Annotated in this window: 14 protein-coding genes; 7 read left to right on the plus strand and 7 right to left on the minus strand. The window is 66.9% G+C overall.

Going from position 1 to position 16,050, the window contains the following annotated elements:
- Nucleotides 1-10: 10 nt before the first annotated feature.
- The 5 genes from AC3FOF_RS22000 to nthA all read right to left on the minus strand — a co-directional run bounded on the left by AC3FOF_RS22000 (nt 11) and on the right by nthA (nt 4,253).
- Entirely contained in the window at nt 11-1,456 is a 1,446-nt protein-coding gene (locus AC3FOF_RS22000; RefSeq protein WP_488727783.1) for a sensor histidine kinase, read from the minus strand.
- 125 nt (nt 1,457-1,581) lie between these two features.
- On the minus strand, nt 1,582-2,178 hold the full coding sequence (gene ribA / locus AC3FOF_RS22005; RefSeq protein WP_017229782.1) for a GTP cyclohydrolase II: 597 nt from the start codon (nt 2,176-2,178) through the stop codon (nt 1,582-1,584).
- Between the two features lie 281 nt (nt 2,179-2,459).
- The gene (locus AC3FOF_RS22010; RefSeq protein WP_276268876.1) at nt 2,460-2,846 is read right to left on the minus strand and encodes a nitrile hydratase accessory protein; all 387 of its coding nucleotides are present in this window, start codon (nt 2,844-2,846) and stop codon (nt 2,460-2,462) included.
- Nucleotides 2,839-3,537 carry a nitrile hydratase subunit beta gene (gene nthB / locus AC3FOF_RS22015; protein WP_488727784.1) on the minus strand — a complete coding sequence of 233 codons (699 nt, stop codon included), beginning with the start codon at nt 3,535-3,537 and terminating at the stop codon, nt 2,839-2,841. The genes AC3FOF_RS22010 and nthB overlap by 8 nt, the downstream gene beginning before the upstream one ends.
- Entirely contained in the window at nt 3,534-4,253 is a 720-nt protein-coding gene (gene nthA, locus AC3FOF_RS22020) for a nitrile hydratase subunit alpha (protein ID WP_488727785.1), read from the minus strand. Before nthA ends, nthB begins: the two co-directional genes overlap by 4 nt.
- Nucleotides 4,254-4,277: 24 nt before the next feature.
- Between nthA and AC3FOF_RS22025 the strand changes: the two genes are divergently transcribed.
- The gene (locus AC3FOF_RS22025; RefSeq protein WP_488727786.1) at nt 4,278-4,901 is read left to right on the plus strand and encodes an Ogr/Delta-like zinc finger protein; all 624 of its coding nucleotides are present in this window, start codon (nt 4,278-4,280) and stop codon (nt 4,899-4,901) included.
- Nucleotides 4,902-5,224: 323 nt separating this feature from the next.
- A complete protein-coding gene (locus AC3FOF_RS22030) occupies nt 5,225-5,695 on the plus strand; it encodes an ion channel (protein WP_017230940.1) in 471 nt (156 codons plus the stop codon).
- Here AC3FOF_RS22030 and cls read toward each other — a convergent pair.
- Nucleotides 5,690-7,123 carry a cardiolipin synthase gene (gene cls, locus AC3FOF_RS22035; RefSeq protein ID WP_430869707.1) on the minus strand — a complete coding sequence of 478 codons (1,434 nt, stop codon included), beginning with the start codon at nt 7,121-7,123 and terminating at the stop codon, nt 5,690-5,692. The genes AC3FOF_RS22030 and cls overlap by 6 nt on opposite strands.
- A 209-nt stretch (nt 7,124-7,332) precedes the next feature.
- Here cls and AC3FOF_RS22040 point away from each other — a divergent pair, with 209 nt between their 5' ends.
- Together AC3FOF_RS22040 and AC3FOF_RS22045 are read left to right on the plus strand one after the other, a co-directional pair.
- Nucleotides 7,333-8,352, plus strand: coding sequence for an aldo/keto reductase (locus tag AC3FOF_RS22040; protein WP_276268880.1), 1,020 nt, complete (start codon nt 7,333-7,335; stop codon nt 8,350-8,352).
- Nucleotides 8,353-8,919: 567 nt separating this feature from the next.
- Nucleotides 8,920-9,645, plus strand: coding sequence for a response regulator transcription factor (locus AC3FOF_RS22045; protein WP_488727787.1), 726 nt, complete (start codon nt 8,920-8,922; stop codon nt 9,643-9,645).
- A gap of 7 nt (nt 9,646-9,652) precedes the next feature.
- On the opposite strand, the gene AC3FOF_RS22050 is transcribed toward AC3FOF_RS22045, so the two are convergent.
- A complete protein-coding gene (locus tag AC3FOF_RS22050) occupies nt 9,653-11,473 on the minus strand; it encodes a phosphodiesterase (protein ID WP_488727788.1) in 1,821 nt (606 codons plus the stop codon).
- Nucleotides 11,474-11,835: 362 nt separating this feature from the next.
- Between AC3FOF_RS22050 and AC3FOF_RS22055 the strand changes: the two genes are divergently transcribed.
- From AC3FOF_RS22055 to AC3FOF_RS22065, 3 genes are all read left to right on the plus strand, one after another.
- Nucleotides 11,836-13,392, plus strand: coding sequence for a methyl-accepting chemotaxis protein (locus AC3FOF_RS22055; protein WP_488727789.1), 1,557 nt, complete (start codon nt 11,836-11,838; stop codon nt 13,390-13,392).
- 165 nt (nt 13,393-13,557) lie between these two features.
- On the plus strand, nt 13,558-15,120 hold the full coding sequence (locus AC3FOF_RS22060; protein WP_488727790.1) for a class I adenylate-forming enzyme family protein: 1,563 nt from the start codon (nt 13,558-13,560) through the stop codon (nt 15,118-15,120).
- A 4-nt stretch (nt 15,121-15,124) separates the two neighbouring features.
- On the plus strand, nt 15,125-15,964 hold the full coding sequence (locus tag AC3FOF_RS22065; RefSeq protein WP_430869680.1) for an IclR family transcriptional regulator: 840 nt from the start codon (nt 15,125-15,127) through the stop codon (nt 15,962-15,964).
- Nucleotides 15,965-16,050: the final 86 nt, after the last annotated feature.

Consider the following 16,050-nt stretch of genomic DNA (forward strand, 5'->3'; position numbering starts at 1 on the left):
TAGCTGCCTCTCAGCCTGCCGCGCCGGCGCCATCCTGGGCCGGCGCGGCGGCCATGACCGGCGGGAACTCGAGCACGAACTCGGTGTATTCGTGCTCGACCGAATGGCAGTGGATACGGCCCCCCCAGGCTTCCAGCGTTTCCTTGCAGAAGGCCAGGCCGATTCCGGTGCCCTCGTTGCGCGGGTAGGTGTGAAAGCGCTTGAAGATGGATGCCAGCTCCCGCTGGGGGATCCCCGTGCCGGTATCGCGGAACACCAGGCGATTGCGCCGGCTGCCCCGTTCGGTGCGCAGCCGGATCTCGCCATGGCCGGCGCGGGCTATCGCATGCAAGGCATTCTTGAGCAGGTTGAACAATACCATCACCAGCAGCTTCTGATCGGCTCGGATCGCAAAATCCTCGGTCATCTCGGCGTGGACGCGCTCGCGCTGACCCGCCTCGAAGGGGTAGCGCGCCAGTGCCTCACTCACGGCGTTGGCTAGCGGAAATTCGTCGGCTGGCGCCTGAGCCGCACCAACGCGTGCGTTCACCAGCAGCACGTCGATGCCGTGATTCATGCGGTCGACCTCAAGCTGGATACGCGGCAGTGCATCTTTAAGCAAGGCGAAATGCCCGGGAGGCAGATTCAGGGTGTTTGCGCGTGTTTCGTTTTCCTCGTAGAAGCGGATCAGTGCCGGCAAATAACGTCCCATTCCCAGCGCCGTGGCACCAATGCTGCGAATCGGCGTGCGCAACTCGTGTGCTACGGTACACAGGGCGATCGTCATGCCATCCAGTTTCTCCTGGATCAGGATGTGCCTGTCGATCTTGAGCACTGCGACAGTACAGATGGTGAACCCGATGATAGGCAATTCCATCAGCCAGTTCACCTCAAGTGGCGAGGCTTGTGTCGGTGTGACATAGCGGTAGACCAGCCAGGCCACCGCGGTTCCCAGTGCGAGCGACGCGGCACCAGTTACCCAGCCACTGAAATTGAACAGGATGAAGACGGCGATTACCAGCGACTGGGACCATACCAGATTGCCGTGATTCATCAGGTACAGATAGACGAACAGGAAGGATAGCCCATACGTCAGCGTGATGAAGAAATAGGCTGGCAGCCATTTACGGTCGCGCAGATTCCCAGTCAGGATCAGCGGCGCGAAGATCACCATGGCGAGCAGCCGGAGTGTCAGGCTCTCGTAAGGCTGCGGAAACCAGTATTTCCAGATGACATAGAACAGCGGATAGCCGATGAAGGCGAGCCATCCCATCAGGTGGATGCGCTTTACCTGCGCCGGCTGGCGCACATCCAGATGAATCTCCTTGGCGAGCACACGGCGGAGGTGCGCAAAACTGTCACCGCAACTGCGTCGGATCTGGGCAAGCATGTCGGAAAGCGGCTGAATGAGTGGCTTTGACCTGAAAGTGTATCCCGGGAACGCAGTTTGCATTGCCAAATTGTGCGCTTCTAGCATCTCATGCGCATCTCGTACTGCACCCGAAGAGCATCGCGCACCAAGTTCATCCCTTATATTTCCCACCCCGGGCGGATGCCCGGACACGTCGCACCCTGGACTATCCGAGCCGCAGCCGTCGCGTCTCAATCCAGCAAATGCCCCATCCTCGACCGCTTGGTTGCAAGGTATTTCTCGTTTTCCGCGTTGGACGGGACGATGTGGCGCATCTGTTCCACCACCTTGATGCCGGCCGCTTCCAGCGCCTGCTTCTTCTTGGGATTGTTGCTCATCAGCCGGATCGACTTGACGCCCCACTGGTGCAACAGGTCGGCGGCGAAGGCATAGTTGCGGGCGTCGATCTCCTGGCCCAGCGCCAGGTTGGCGTCGACCGTGTCCAGCCCCTCGTCCTGCAGCGCGTAGGCGCGGATCTTGTGGCCCAGGCCGATGCCGCGCCCTTCGTGCCCGCGCAGGTAGAGCAGGATGCCGCGGCCTTCTTCGGCAATCTTCTTCATGGCAAGGTCGAGCTGCTCGCCGCAGTCGCATCGGCACGAGCCGAAGACATCGCCGGTCAGGCACTCGGAGTGCAGGCGGGTCAGCACCGCTTCGCCGGTGATATCGCCAACGCTGAGCGCAAGGTGTTCGATGCCCGAAACGGCGCCTTTGAAAGCGTGGGCGGTAAAGTTGCCAAAGCGGGTCGGCAGGCGGGCCGAGCCGATCAGCTGGATTTCTGTGTCATTCATGTCAGTCGGATATTTGCGCCGGCCAACCGGCACGGCATCGGGCGCTTGGCAGCGCCTAGCCCGCTAAGGTAGCACGAGCGGGCGCGTATCGCAGGCAACGCACATGCGGGCTTGCGCCGCCGCCTGCTCCGAACCCTGAGGTCCGGCCCTGGAAATCGGCCATGTGCACTGCGCAACGAGATGCTAAGTGGATCTTCTGGCACGCCACAAGCGCCGTGGCTGCAACACTGTTTTGCGTGGCGCGATGCTCAGGATTGATCCTGCATGGCGCCGCGCCGGCGTCAGCCCAGTTCGATGGGCTGACCGTGCGGCGTGCGCCGGGCAGCGGCCTCCCAGGCACCGCGCCGGTCCAGCAGCGCGGCCTTGTCCACCAGGCCCTTGGCGGCGCTGATCCGCTCCAGCGCGGTCAGCCAGAAGTGATAGTAATGCTCGCCGTTGTCGGGGTCTCCCGCTGCCTGGGCGTCGCGGATGACCTGGGAAAGGCTGGCAGCCCATTCGGGCCAGGTAAAGGCGCCCCGCTCATGCAGCGCCAGCGCCAGGGCAAAAGCCTGGGCTTCCCAGGGCTCGCGGAAGACCGGGCCGGTGCTGTCGCAAGGCAGGGCCGGCAGCGCCGAGCGCATGGCCCGCAGGTTTTCCGGCGTGGTCGCCGCGATTGCCGGTTCAGTCATGGGCAGCCTCCGCCGGCGGTTTGCCGGCACGGTCCTCGGGATTCTCCAGGTAGGGCTCCCAGCAATCCACGTTGACCGAATCCGCCGTGGTATCCGCGCCCCACAATTCCGTGGCGGCAAAGCGCACGGTATAGAGCCATTGCGGCTGCTCTCCCGCGCCGGCCGCGCTTGCATCCGGGAACACATGGGCGCCGTGGACGGCCACGATCTCGCCTTGCCGGCCACGGCAATAGCGCGGCAGCCGGGTGTGGCCGGCAGGGTGCATCTGGCGGGTGCGCACAGGGTCGCCTACCCGGAAGCGCGCCTCGCCGGGCGCCGGCCGGGCGCTGGGCGTGCCGCGTGCCAGCGCGGGGCCGACCTGCTCCGCCGCCAGCACCCGGGCCAGCGCCACCGGTGCCGTGGCGGACCGGCCGCCAGCGATTTCTTCCGCGCTGGCCAGGCCGCTCTTGAGCAGCAGGGCCTTGAGCCCCTCGAACCAGATCTCGTAGTAGCTGCTGCCCAGGTACTGCGCCGGCGGCAGGCTTTCGCGGGCGGCGCGCGAGGTATCGATATTCCATTTGCCCACCGCGCCCATGGCCAGCGTCAGCGCCAGCACGCGGCGCTCCCATTCGGCGTGGAACGGCGCTTCGCCGGGTTCAGGGCGTACCGGGCCGAAGCCCTGCATGCCGCCAAGGTCTTGGGCGCCGTTCATTGCGGCTCCTTCGCGCTAGTGGCCGCCGCCACGTCGGGCAACAGGCCGGTGCCGATCATGGCGTCGCGCGTGACCAGCGCCGCCAGCGCTGCCTCGCTCCAGCCCTCGGTGCCGGCCGGGCGTCTCGGCAGCACCAGGTAGCGCAGCTCCGCGGTGGAGTCCCACACCTGTATCCGCACCTCCCCGGGCAGCGTGAAACCGAAATCCTGCAGCACGCCGCGCGGGTCGATCACCGCGCGGGCGCGGTACGGCGCCGATTTGTACCAGACCGGCGGCAGGCCGAGCACCGGCCACGGATAGCAGGAGCACAACGTGCACACCACCATATTGTGGACGGCAGGCGTGTTCTCGAGCACGAGCATGTGCTCCCCCTGGCGGCCGGTGAAGCCCAGCGAGGCGATCGCCGCGGTGGCGTCGGCCAGCAGCCAGGCCTTGTAGGCCGGGTCGGTCCAGGCCTTGGCCACCACGCGGGCACCGTTGCGCGGACCGATGTGCTGCTCGTAGGTCTCGATCAGCAGGTCCAGCGCGGCGGGGTCGACATAGCCTTTCTCCACCAGCAGGGACTCCAGCGCGCGCACGCGCAAGTCCATTTCGGACAGCGTGCTGCCGCCGTGGTCATGGCCGTGATCGTGATGATGGTCGTCGGCATGGCCATGAACCGAATGGGGTTCCTGCGGCTGCCGATTGACTGACGGGTCGGGAGGGTCTTGGCGCATCGGCGTTGGGTGGCGTTCGGGCACATGACTCTGCGGAAGAGCCAGTATGGCCGCGCCTGTGCGGCTTGGCAATCCGGCCTGGCGGCTTGGCGACGGCACGCCGCCGATGGCGAAAGTGCTGGAAATGCTGCTGGTGGCATCGATATTGCCTATGTAGCAGCCAGGATGGAGATCATGTCTTTTTTATTGCCACTACCCCCCTCTCAAGAGGGGAAGCAGCGTGGCCGCGAACTGCGCAGACTGGGGTATGGCATGTCGGGTGACGCGCACGCGGCCTTGCCAGCCGGCCATTTTCGGCGAAATCGGGATGATTGGCGGCGGTTGCGGGCCATGCTCGTCATTCCGGCCGCGCGGCCCAGTTTGCGACAAATTCCTGCAATGAAGGAAAAAACAGATACCTGTCCCCTTTGTGGCGCACCGGCGGAAACCAGGACCCGTCGGGGCAGCTATGGTCAGTGGGTACTGTACGGCTGCGACAATCCAGAATGCGGGCCCAGCGAGATCAACACCAGGGCACGCCGTAACCTGCGCGAGCCGGCCCGTCAGGCCGAACTCCGCGCCCTTGCGCGCAGCAGCCGCGAACACGGCAAGATTCCCCGGCTCGGGTATGACGGGCCGCGGGGCGAGATCTACGTCGAGTTCGATTGAGACCAGTCCGGGCCTTGGTGGTATGGCACTTTCACTTTGTGCCGAAGGGAAGCCAAGCTGTCCAGGTGCATGGCAGCCCACACCAGCGTGCCGATGATCACGGGGGTGCCACATTGCATTGGAATCAGCTCCGCTAGCCCGGTCCCCGCTCGCCTTGCCTCGCACCTGGCGGCGGCCTGGCGTCCCCCGTGATCCCCCGTTACATTCCAAGCAGTTTGTTACCGCGTGCGCCTGGGCTTCGCGGGAACATCCGGGCTGCCGGGGCGGTCACTATCGCCATGCCGCACGCAGCGGCAACCATCCCGACTGGAGCGAGAATACCGATGGAAGTCACCGCGCACGATCTGCTGGCACTGGCCTGCGCCAGCATCCTCACGGTGACTGTCGTTGCCATCCACTACGAGGCGCTGCGGCTGTTGTCCGGTATGAATCCGCGCCGCTGGACCGGGCGCGTCAACGTGGGCGTACTGATCGTCTGCATTATCCTTGCCCATTGCCTTGAAGCCATCGTGTTCGCCTTCGGCTACTGGTTCGCGGCTCATGTGCTGAAACTGGGCGATTTGAGCGGCACGCACACAGTCCTGCCCATCACCTATGTCTATTTTTCGCTGGAAACCTACACTACCCAGTCCCTGGGCGACATCTTCCCGGTCGGCGCCACGCGCCTGATCGCCAGCATCGAACCGCTGGTGGGCCTGATCCTGATCGGCTGGTCGACCTCTTTCACCTACATCATCATGCGGCGTGACTGGCAGACAGCCCCGTCGAAGCAGGCGGAGCAGGCAGAGCTATAGGATGGGCGCAAACAGCGTGGCCACGTGCATCGCCACCTTGCGCAATCTTGGCGCCCCCAGGTATTCGTTACGCTCGATCAGCCGGGCCTGCGCGAAGTCCTGCTCCAGCATGTGCGTCACGCTGGCGGCGAAGCCGCGGTCCGCGGTCATCACCATCAGCTCGAAGTTGAGCCGGAACGAACGGTTGTCGAGATTGGCGCTGCCCACCGCAGCGGCTTCATCGTCGATCAGGATGACTTTCTGGTGCAGGAAGCCCGGCTGGTAGCGATAGATCTGTACGCCGGCGCAGATGGCCTGATACGCATACAGCGTGGAGGCTGCGAACACCACGAGATGATCGGGCCGCGCCGGCAACAGGATGCGCACATCCACCCCACGCAGCACCGCCAGCCGGAGTACCGCGGACACGGCCTCGTCCGGCACGAAGTACGGGCTGGTGATCCACACCCGCCAGCGCGCTGCCTGGATCGCCTCGACGAAGAACAGCGAACAGGTCTCCTGCGCGTCGGCGGGACCGGACGGCACTACCTGGCAGGTCATGCCGCCGGCCGGCGCGGCCGGTGGCGGCAACAGCGCCGGCACCTCGCGCGCGGCCCAGAACCAGTCCTCGGCGAAGACCATCTGCAAGTCCAGCACGGCGCTGCCGCGGATCTCGATATGGGTGTCGCGCCACGGCGCCAGCGGCGGCTTGCGGCCCATGTATTCGTTGCCCACGTTGTGGCCGCCGGTAAATGCGCATTCGCCGTCCACCACCACCAGCTTGCGGTGGTTGCGGAAGTTCAGCTGGAAACGATTGACGAAGCCGCGCCGCGTGGCAAAAGCCCGGGCCTCCACGCCACCGGCCAGCAGGCGCTTCACATAATCGCCCGGCAGCGCATGCGAGCCGATGCTGTCGTAGAGGAAATAGACCTTCACCCCGGCGGCGGCGCGCTCGCACAGCAAGCGTTCCAGTTGCCTGCCGAGATCGTCGTCGTGGACGATGAAGAACTGCACGATCACCATCTGCCGCGCGGCGGCGATGGCGGCGAAGATCGCGGCAAAGGTAGCCTCGCCATTGACCAGCAGCCGCACTGCGTTGTTGGTCAGGCACGGCATGCCGGTAAGCCGGGGCAAGGCGCGCAGGCAGGCCTGGGTGGGCGCATGCACCACGCTGGCATCACGTGCCGCGCGCTCGCCGGCATCCATGACGTGGGTCACCTCGCGCAGGCGGTCGTTGTTGAAGCGGCGCGCGTTGACATAGCCGGCGAAGCTGCTGCTGCCCAGGATCAGGTACGGAATCAGCGTGAAATACGGCATCATCACCAGCGAGCCTGCCCAGGCAATGGCGCCGGGGGCGGTACGCACGGTCATCACCGCGTGCAGCGCGGCGACGACGCCGAGCAGATGGAACACCAGCACGATCGCCGCGACTAGGGATAGGCTGAGCATGATCGTAAGATTTCGCCAGGCGGCGCCGGACCACAATGGCTAGCATTCTGGCATAGGCGCGGTCCAGGGGCATTGATCTGTGCCCGGGCCAGCGGAATTTCCCCGCAAGCGGTAAGCTTTCAGGCTTTCGCACCGGAACGTGTCCAGACGTCTCGGGCTTGTACGCGCATGCCCGGATGCGCCTGCCCGGCTTACCAAGGATGATCGCAATGTCAGAGTTCAAGATGGAATACCGGCGCCTGGGCGCCAGCAACCTGAAGGTATCGGCCCTGTGCCTGGGCACGATGATGTTTGCCGACCAGACCGACGAAGCCGAGGCCGGCCGCATTATCGGCAGCGCTCGCGCGCACGGCGTCAATTTCATCGACACCGCGGACGTCTACAGCAAGGGCGGCGCCGAGCGCATGGTCGGCAAGCTGCTGGCTGCCGACCGTCACGACTGGATCCTGGCCAGCAAGCTGGGCAACCCGATGCAGCCGACGCCCAACCACTCGCACTACTCGCGCGTATGGATCCTGCGCGAGCTGGAGGAAAGCCTGCGCCGCCTGGACACCGATTATCTCGACATTCTCTATCTGCACCGCGACTTCCCCGGCGAAAACCTCGAGGAGCCCGTGCGTGCCATGGGCGACCTGGTGCGCGCGGGCAAGATCCGCTATTGGGCGGTGTCGAACTTCCGCGGCTGGCGCATCGCCGAAATCGCACGGCTGTGCGATCAGTTGGGCACGCCGCGGCCGGTGGTCTGCCAGCCCTACTACAACCTGCTCAACCGCATGCCCGAGGTGGAGATTCTTCCCGCGTGCCAGCACTTCGGGCTTGGCGTGGTGCCATACAGCCCAATCGCCCGCGGCGTGCTCACCGGCAAATACCTGCCGGGCCAGCAACCCCCGCAGGAGTCCCGTGCCGGCCGTGCGGACCGGCGCATGATGGAGACCGAGTTCCGCGAGGAATCGCTGGTCATCGCGCAGACGCTCAAGCGGCATGCCGAGGCGCGCGGGCTCAAGCTCGGGCAGTTTGCCACCGCTTGGGTGCTGGCCAATCCGATCGTGAGTTCCGTGATTGCCGGGCCGCGTACGCTGGCGCAGTTCGAGGATTATTTCGGTGCTGTCGGCGTGGCCGTTTCCGCTGAGGAGGAGACCATGGTGGATGCGCTGGTGCGGCCCGGACATGCTTCCACGCATGGGTACAGCGACCCGAATTATCCATTGACCGGAAGGCCGGTTTTCTGAGGAACCACTGGCCCCCGATCCATCCGTCGCGCGGGGAGGCAAGCCCAGATCAGAACGATCCACCGCGACGGCGAGTGCCGGGCCCGCTCTTCGGGCCCGGTCCCGACCGGCTGGGCGCCCCCATTCTACGCGGCGCCATCGCTGCACGGCCCGGCCATCTTGCCGCGCGAAGCGAGGCACCGGCGAAGCCAGCCGCCCGGCTGTGCAAAAAATAGGCAGTCCGATACAGAACGGCCACCATTGGCCAAACGCGGAACGCATGGCACGGTTATCCACAAAAGCTGTGGATAACGCGATTCGTCAATTCTGGACAAAAAGTGTGCGTGCGGCGCAGCAATCCGGGCGCTGGCGCGTACGCCCTCGCCACCGACCGGATCTGCGTTGGGAAACGTCTGCAAGTGATTGCAGACGCGTCCGAACGTCAGCGATGCGCCCCTGCGGCTATGCTGCCCGTGGCAGGCCGGGAGCCCCGGCTCAACCGCATTGGCAGCCCGTCTGGCCGGGCGGCAGATGCATGCGCCTGCCCGCCCTGCCCGCCATTTGCCCGAACGCCAGTTGGAAATCCTGATGAAGATCGCATTGCTAGCGGACCGATCGGTCCAGGCCAAGGCCATCGCGGACTCCCTGTCCCGCGCCGGCGTGTCCTGCCATACCTATCATGCGAGCAGGGAGCTGTTCCATGGTATCGACCGCTCCGGCTACGACGTGCTGCTGATCGACCACGAACTGGCGGACATGCCCGCCGTGGAAGCCGTGCGCGCGGTGCGCGGCGTGTACCGTTGCGAGACGCCGGTCATGGTGCTCTCGGAGAAGCGCGACGAAGACTCGGTCGTCGACACCCTGCACGCGGGCGCCGACGACTACATGATCCGGCCCCTGCGCTCGCGCGAACTGGTGGCCCGGCTGCATGCCCTGCGGCGCCGCACTGCCCCGCACCCGCGAGCGTGGCATCCGGCTGTCACGGTCGGGCCTTATGCGCTGGACTGCTTGTCGCATCAGGCAACCTTCGAGGGCAGGCCGGTAGCGCTCACCTCCAAGGAGTTCGAGCTCGCCGTGCTGCTGTTCGGCAACGTGGGCCATGTCATGTCGCATGCCCATATCGAACGCGCGGTGTGGGGCTGTCCGCTGCCGCCGATGTCGCGCTCGCTGGCCAGCCTGGTGTCGCGCCTGCGCAGGGCACTTGCCCTGAAGCCGCGCCACGGCGTGGTCATTTCCGGGGTCTATGGCCAGGGCTACCGGCTCGACGAAGTCGGCCTGGAGATGGAGCGGCTGCCGCCGCCTGGCGCCGGCTGAGCGCTGCTCAAGCCGAGAGCCGCCCGCTTCGCGCCAGCTCCCGCAGGTCGATCACGACAAAGCCGCTGGTAGCCTTCTTGGCCTCGCGCTTGGCCGCCGCAGCGGCCGCGCCGATATGGCTGCTGCCCAGGCGGCGCAGGCCGGCGATGCCTTCCGGGCCCCACGGCCTGACGCGTACGGCGCCGGCCGCCATCGTCACCGTGGGGAAAAACACCGTCCGGCCTGCGCGGTCCTCGCCGCGGATGCCCCCGGCCGCGAGGTCGGCCTCGGCATACATCTCGCGCGCCGCGCGATTGAAGCGCGCGATCGCCGTGCGGGCCCGTTCCTCCCAGTCCCGGCTCTGGTAGAGCACGAGGAAGTCGTCGCCCCCCACGTGGCCCAGGAAATCGCGCGCCGGGTCGCAGGCTTGCGTCAGGATGGCAGCCGCGCCCTTCAGCATTTCGTCGCCCTTCCAGTAGCCGTACTGGTCGTTGTAGGGCTTGAAATGATTGAGGTCGACATAACAGGCGTGAAACTCCGCTCCTGCCTCCAGCAGGCGGTCGATATGCCGGTTGAGCGGCATATTGCCCGGCAGGAACGTCAGCGGGTTGGCGTAGCGCGCGGCTTCCATGCGGATCTCCGTCACCGCGCGGATCAGGTCGGCGCCGGTGCCGAGGCCCGCGTAGCGTCCGCCTTCGGTGACGATGAAGCCATCGGCCAGCGGGCGCTGGTCTTCGCCCGACAGCGCCTGCGCCATTTCCTCGATGCTTGCGCCCTTGTCGAAGCACAATGGCGCTTGGTTGGCCATGGCGATGCAGGCCTTCCTGCCATATAGCTCCCGGTGGAAGGGCACCGCGAAGCGGTCGATAAAGTAGTGCCGGTTGATGATGGCTAGCGGCTGCCTGTCGTCGCCCACCACGGCGACCGCGTGCAGTTGCGGGTGCGCATGGAACAGCGCCAGCAGTTCGTTGTTGCTGGTGGCGGGGCCGACAGTCGGGCCGGGCCGCAACAGCTGGCCCGCCAGCACGCCGGGGCGGGCCGAGCGCACCGCCTGCGGAAACACGGCGATCTGGCTGGATACCAGCGCCTGCCTGACTTGCGGTGCGACTTCCACAACCGGCAGCGAGTCTGGCCGGCCCAGGTAGTAGCCCTGCCCGAAGGGCACGCCGAGGTCGCGCAGCACCGCCAGTTCGCCGGCATCCTCGATACCTTCCGCGATCACCGTGCCGCCAAGCGCATCTACCATGGCGAGCACGGTGCGTACCACCTCGAGCCGGCGCGAGCAAGTGCCGATGCCGCGCACCAGCGACTTGTCCAGCTTGATGTAGTGCGGTGCCAGGTGGAGCAGCCGGTCAAGATTGGCATGGCCGGTACCGAAATCGTCCAGCGCATACTGCATGCCCAGTTCCTGCAGCACGGCCATGGCCTGGCCGAAGCGCTCCGCGTCCTCGATCGGCGTCTGTTCTGTCACCTCGATCACCACCCGCTCGGGCGCGATGGTGTTCGCGGCCAGTGCCGCCATCGCGTGGCCGCCGTCGGCAAGCAGATGGCGCAGCGCCATCGTGCTGAAATTGAGGAACAGCTTGCCGCCCAACCCACGCGCCACGCAGGTGGACAAGGCAATGCGCGCTGCCTGCAATTCGATCTCTACGGTCTCCTCCTCATTACCGGCCAGCCGGAACAGCGCATCCGGCATGGCCAGCGGCGAATCGGCTGGCCCGCGCACCAGCGCCTCGTAGCCCAGCACCTCGCCGCTGCCGAAGGCAACGATGGGCTGGAATACGGCGTGTAGCGGCGGCAAGCGCAGCCGCGGCACGGGCACGCCGGCCGAAGGAGAGGCAGTCTGCATGGACGGAGTGAACGTGACAGGGAGAAGCGCGGCGCCAGGCGCGCAATGCTGGTGGGTCGATGTGACTTGGCGTCTATTTCATGTCATTAATGTGTCAAGCGGATGACAAGAGCGATTACCCCCGCGCCCGGCTGGGATGTCATGGTTTCGTCACAATTGATCGCCAGCATGCGCCTCACAACCAGTCATGCCGTCACCCGATGCCGAAGCAAGCAGCGCCAGGCCACAACGCTCAATGCGCAAGGCACCCGGCGCCGGGGATGATGGCTCCCCAGGGTCAGCAAGTGGGCCGCCCGGTCCATCGGAGTATCACCGTGTTGCAAACCATCAAGCCAGGTCTTCCCCGCCGCGCGGAGTGGCGCATGCCAGCCTGGCTGGGACGGCTTCCGCTCGCCGCGCGCATGTGCCTGGCGTTCGCGCTGGTCTACGTGTTTGGCGCCGTTGTCGGACTGACCGGCATCTTCAGCCTGGTCTCGGTCAAGGATATGACAGACACGCTCTATCAGCGCGACATGCAGGGCGCGATCGCCGCCGAGCGCGCGCAATCGGCGCTGGCGCGGCTGGGGCGTGCCCAACTGGCACTGACCATGGCCACCAGCGGCAGCGAGCGCGACGAGGCGGTAACCGATATCGACAGTGCGCTCGCCCGGCTCGACCATGCCTTGGCCATCGTCCACACGGCCACCCCTGCCCAGGCGCCGGCATTGCGGCGTGAACGGGACGCCGCCGCGGCGATGCTGCGTGACTATGTCTCCCTGCTGCGCAAGCAGCCGCTGGATGCCTTGCAGTTCGACAGCGCGGTCTCCGTCGATGGCCATTTTCTTGGCGAGCAGTTGCAGAAGCTGGCGGACCTGGTGGAAGTCACGCGCAAGCAGCAGGAACGGCAGGCCGCGGATACGGTTGCCACGGTGGCAGCCAGCCAGTTGCGCGCCCAGGCCCTGATGGTGGGGATGCTGGTGGCCAGCCTGGCGGCCGCGGCGGCGCTGGCCTGGTTTGCCTCGCGCTGGCTGCTGTCGCAGCTGGGCGGGGAGCCGGCGGATGCGGCCAAGGTGGCCAACCGCATCGCTTCGGGCGACCTGCGGCAGGCGATCGCGTTGCGCCGCGGTGACGACCGCAGCCTGATGTGCCTGCTTGCCCGCATGCGCGACCAACTGGCCGGCGTGCTGGAAGGCATCCAGGTCTCGGCCGCGGAAATCGTCGCGGCCAGCGCAAGCATTGCCGCCGGCAACCACGACCTGTCCAGCCGGACCGCGCTGCAGGGCGCGGCCTTGTCCGCCGCCGCGGCCAGTGTGGACAGCCTGACCTCGCTGGTCGGGCAAGCCCGCGAGCAGGCTACCGAATCCAGTGAAATGGCGCGCCAGGCGCGCGAAGCCACCGAAGCCGGCATGGCGGTGGTCAGCGAGATGAGCGGCGCCATGGCGGCCGTGCACGACCACTCGCGCAACGTCGCGGAAATGGTCTCGGTGATCGAGGGCATCGCGTTCCAGACCAATATCCTGGCGCTGAACGCGGCCGTCGAGGCGGCGCGCGCCGGCGAGGCGGGCCGCGGTTTTGCCGTGGTAGCCCAGGAGGTGCGCGGACTGGCGCAGCGCAGCGCGAACTCGGCGCGCGAGATCCGCGCCACCATCGGCCAGGCCAGCGCCGAGATTGCGCGCAGTGCGCGCCTGAGCGGACAGGTGGTGAGCGCCATGGGCGGCATCGAGCAAGCGGTCGGGCAGAGCCATGCACTGGCGGAGCGGCTGTGCGGCGTGGCCGATGAACAAGCGCGCGGCATCCGTTCGGTCGGCGACGCGGTTACCCAGCTCGATCGGACCAGCCGGCAGAACGCCGAGCTGGTCGAAGCCGTCACGGCCCAGGCGGCCAGCCTGGACCAGCAGGCCGCGGGCCTGACGGCCGGGGTGGCGCGTTTTCAGTTTTGAAGACGCTGGCGGCAGGGAAGCGGCCGAATTTCCATTGCCAGCGCCACTGTTCTGCATAGCAGAACAGTGGTTCCACGGTGCGGTTGACGCGCAAGGCGATCGGTGGGACTATTCCGCATCGAAAAATCCGGCGGCCTACGCCGGAAGCCTTACCTGGAGACCGTAATGCGTAGTACCCTTGCGCCCGGCGCGCATGCGCCGGCTGCCGCCCTCGCCTCCCCGCCCGCCGCATTCACCCGCCTGCACCAGACCATCGCCCCCTGGGTCCGCAGCCATCCCGAGCGCGTAGCCCTGATGGATGCCGAGCGATCGTTGCGCTACGGCGAGCTGGACGGCGCCATCGCCGAAACCGCCCGCGCGCTGGCGGGCCTGGGCGTGCGCGGCGGCGATCGCGTGGTGCTGGTGACCGAGAACAGCGTAGGCTGCGCGGTGCTGATCCTGGCCCTGAGCTCGCTCGATGCCTGGGCCGTGCCGGTCAACGCCCGCTTGTCCTCCCGCGAGATCGACAATATCGTCGGGCACGCTGGCGCGCGCATCGCGCTCTATCTCGACAGCGCCTATCCGGAAGCCCGCGAGCATGGCCTGGCGCGTGGCGCGCAGGCGGTCGAGTGGCCGCATGTGGGCCGCCTGCTGACCGGCGCGCCCGACCCGGCAGCCGTGGCGGAACCGGTGCAAGCCGAGGCGCGCGACCAGGTTGCCGCGCTCATCTACACCACTGGCACCACCGGCGCCGCCAAGGGCGTGATGCTCACGCATGCCAACCTGATGTTCATCGGCCGCTCCAATCGCCTGCAGGCGCGCGTGCAACCGGGCGACCGCGTCTACGGCGTGCTGCCGATCTCGCATGTCTATGGCCTGTCCGTGCTGCTGGTCGGGCCACTGTCGAATGGGGCCACGGTCTTCTACGAACCGCGTTTCCGCCCGGAAAAGCTGGCGCACGCGCTCATCGAGCAAGAACTCACCGTGCTGCACGGCGTGCCCGCCATGTATGCCAAGCTGATCGAATGGAACCGGACCCAGCCCAGCCCGCTCAAGGCCCCGGCACTGCGCATGGCGCAATCGGGCGGCGCACCGCTGACGGCCTCGCTCAAGGCTGCCTTCGAAGCCGGCTTCGGGCTTGTGCTGCACAATGGCTACGGCATGACCGAGACCTCTCCCACTGTCTGCCAGACGCGGGTGGACGCGCCGCGCACGGACTGCTCGGTGGGCCCGGCCGTTCCCGAGGTGGAGATCCGCCTGGGCGAGCCCCAGCCCGACGGCAGCGGCGAGTTGCTGGTGCGCGGCCCCAATGTGATGAAGGGCTACTACCATCGCCCCGACCTGACCGCGCAGGTGATCGGCGCCGGCGGCTGGCTGCATACCGGCGACCTGGCGCGCATCGACCCCGACGGCGCGGTGTCCATCGTGGGACGCTCGAAGGAAATCATCATCCATTCCGGCTTCAACGTGTACCCGGAGGAGGTCGAGCAATCGATCAACGCCTACCCGGCCGTGCTGCAGTCGGCGGTGGTCGGGCGCGCGGTGGAAGGCAACGAGGAAGTGATTGCCTTTGTCGAAGTGCGAGACGGCATGGAAGTGGACCAGGCCGCGCTGCGGGCCTTCCTGCGCGAGCGGCTGTCGCCGTACAAGATCCCGGCGGAGGTTCGCGTCGTGGCCCACCTGCCGGCCGCGCCGTCGGGCAAGATTCTCAAGGCCAGGCTGCGCGAACTGCTGGCTGGCGCTGGCTGAGAACATGGACCGCACGCATCCCGACCCAGGCCGCACCATGCCGGATCCGCACACCGCAGATGTGCCCCACCACAAGGAAGACCGGCACTTCGTGACCGCGCTGGCGCGGGGGCTCGACGTGCTGGCCTGCTTCCGCAGCTTCGAGACGCGGCTTGGCAACGCCGAGCTGGCGCAGCGCTGCGGCCTGCCCAAGTCGACCGTGTCGCGCCTCACTCATACGCTGACCGAGCTGGGCTACCTGCGCATGGACCCGGAGCAGGCCAAGTACCAGCTCGGCAGTTCGGCGCTGGCGCTGGCACCCGCCGCGCAGCGCGGGGTCGACGTACTGTCCGTGGTGCAGCCTTTCATGCAGGAGCTGGCCGACCTGTCCCAGGGCGTGACCTCGCTGATCGTGCGCGATCGCTCGCAGATGCTGATCTACGAGAACTGCCAGTCGGAGTCTTACCTGACCCTGCGGGTGGCCGTCGGCACGCGCATTTCCGGGCTGACCACGGCTGCAGGGCGCGCCTATCTTGAGGCCCTGCCACCGGCTGAACTGCGCCAGGCGCTGTCGGCCTTCCGCAGCAAGGACGGCGTGGACGCCGCCGCGGCGGAAGCGATTGTCGAGCACAGCCGCGCGGAAGTGCGGCGGCTGGGTTGCACCACTTCCTTCGGCGACTGGCTGCCGGACATCAACTCGATAGCCGCCGCCTTCCGCCCGGGCCCGGCGCTGCCGCCGATGACGCTGTCCTGCAGCGGCCCCACCGCCATCGTGCCGGCCGGGCTGCTGCTGGAAACGGTGCGCCCGCGCCTGCTCGAAAGCATTCGCGGCATCGAGGCTGCACTGGGCTCGCGGGACCACTGAACCAGTTCCGGCCCGGCCCGCCGTCCGCTGGTGCCGGCCAGGCGGCATGGCACAGGCGCATGCGGGCTTCTGGCAGGATTGACGGT

This window comes from Cupriavidus sp. 96C5-1 (assembly GCF_057798855.1).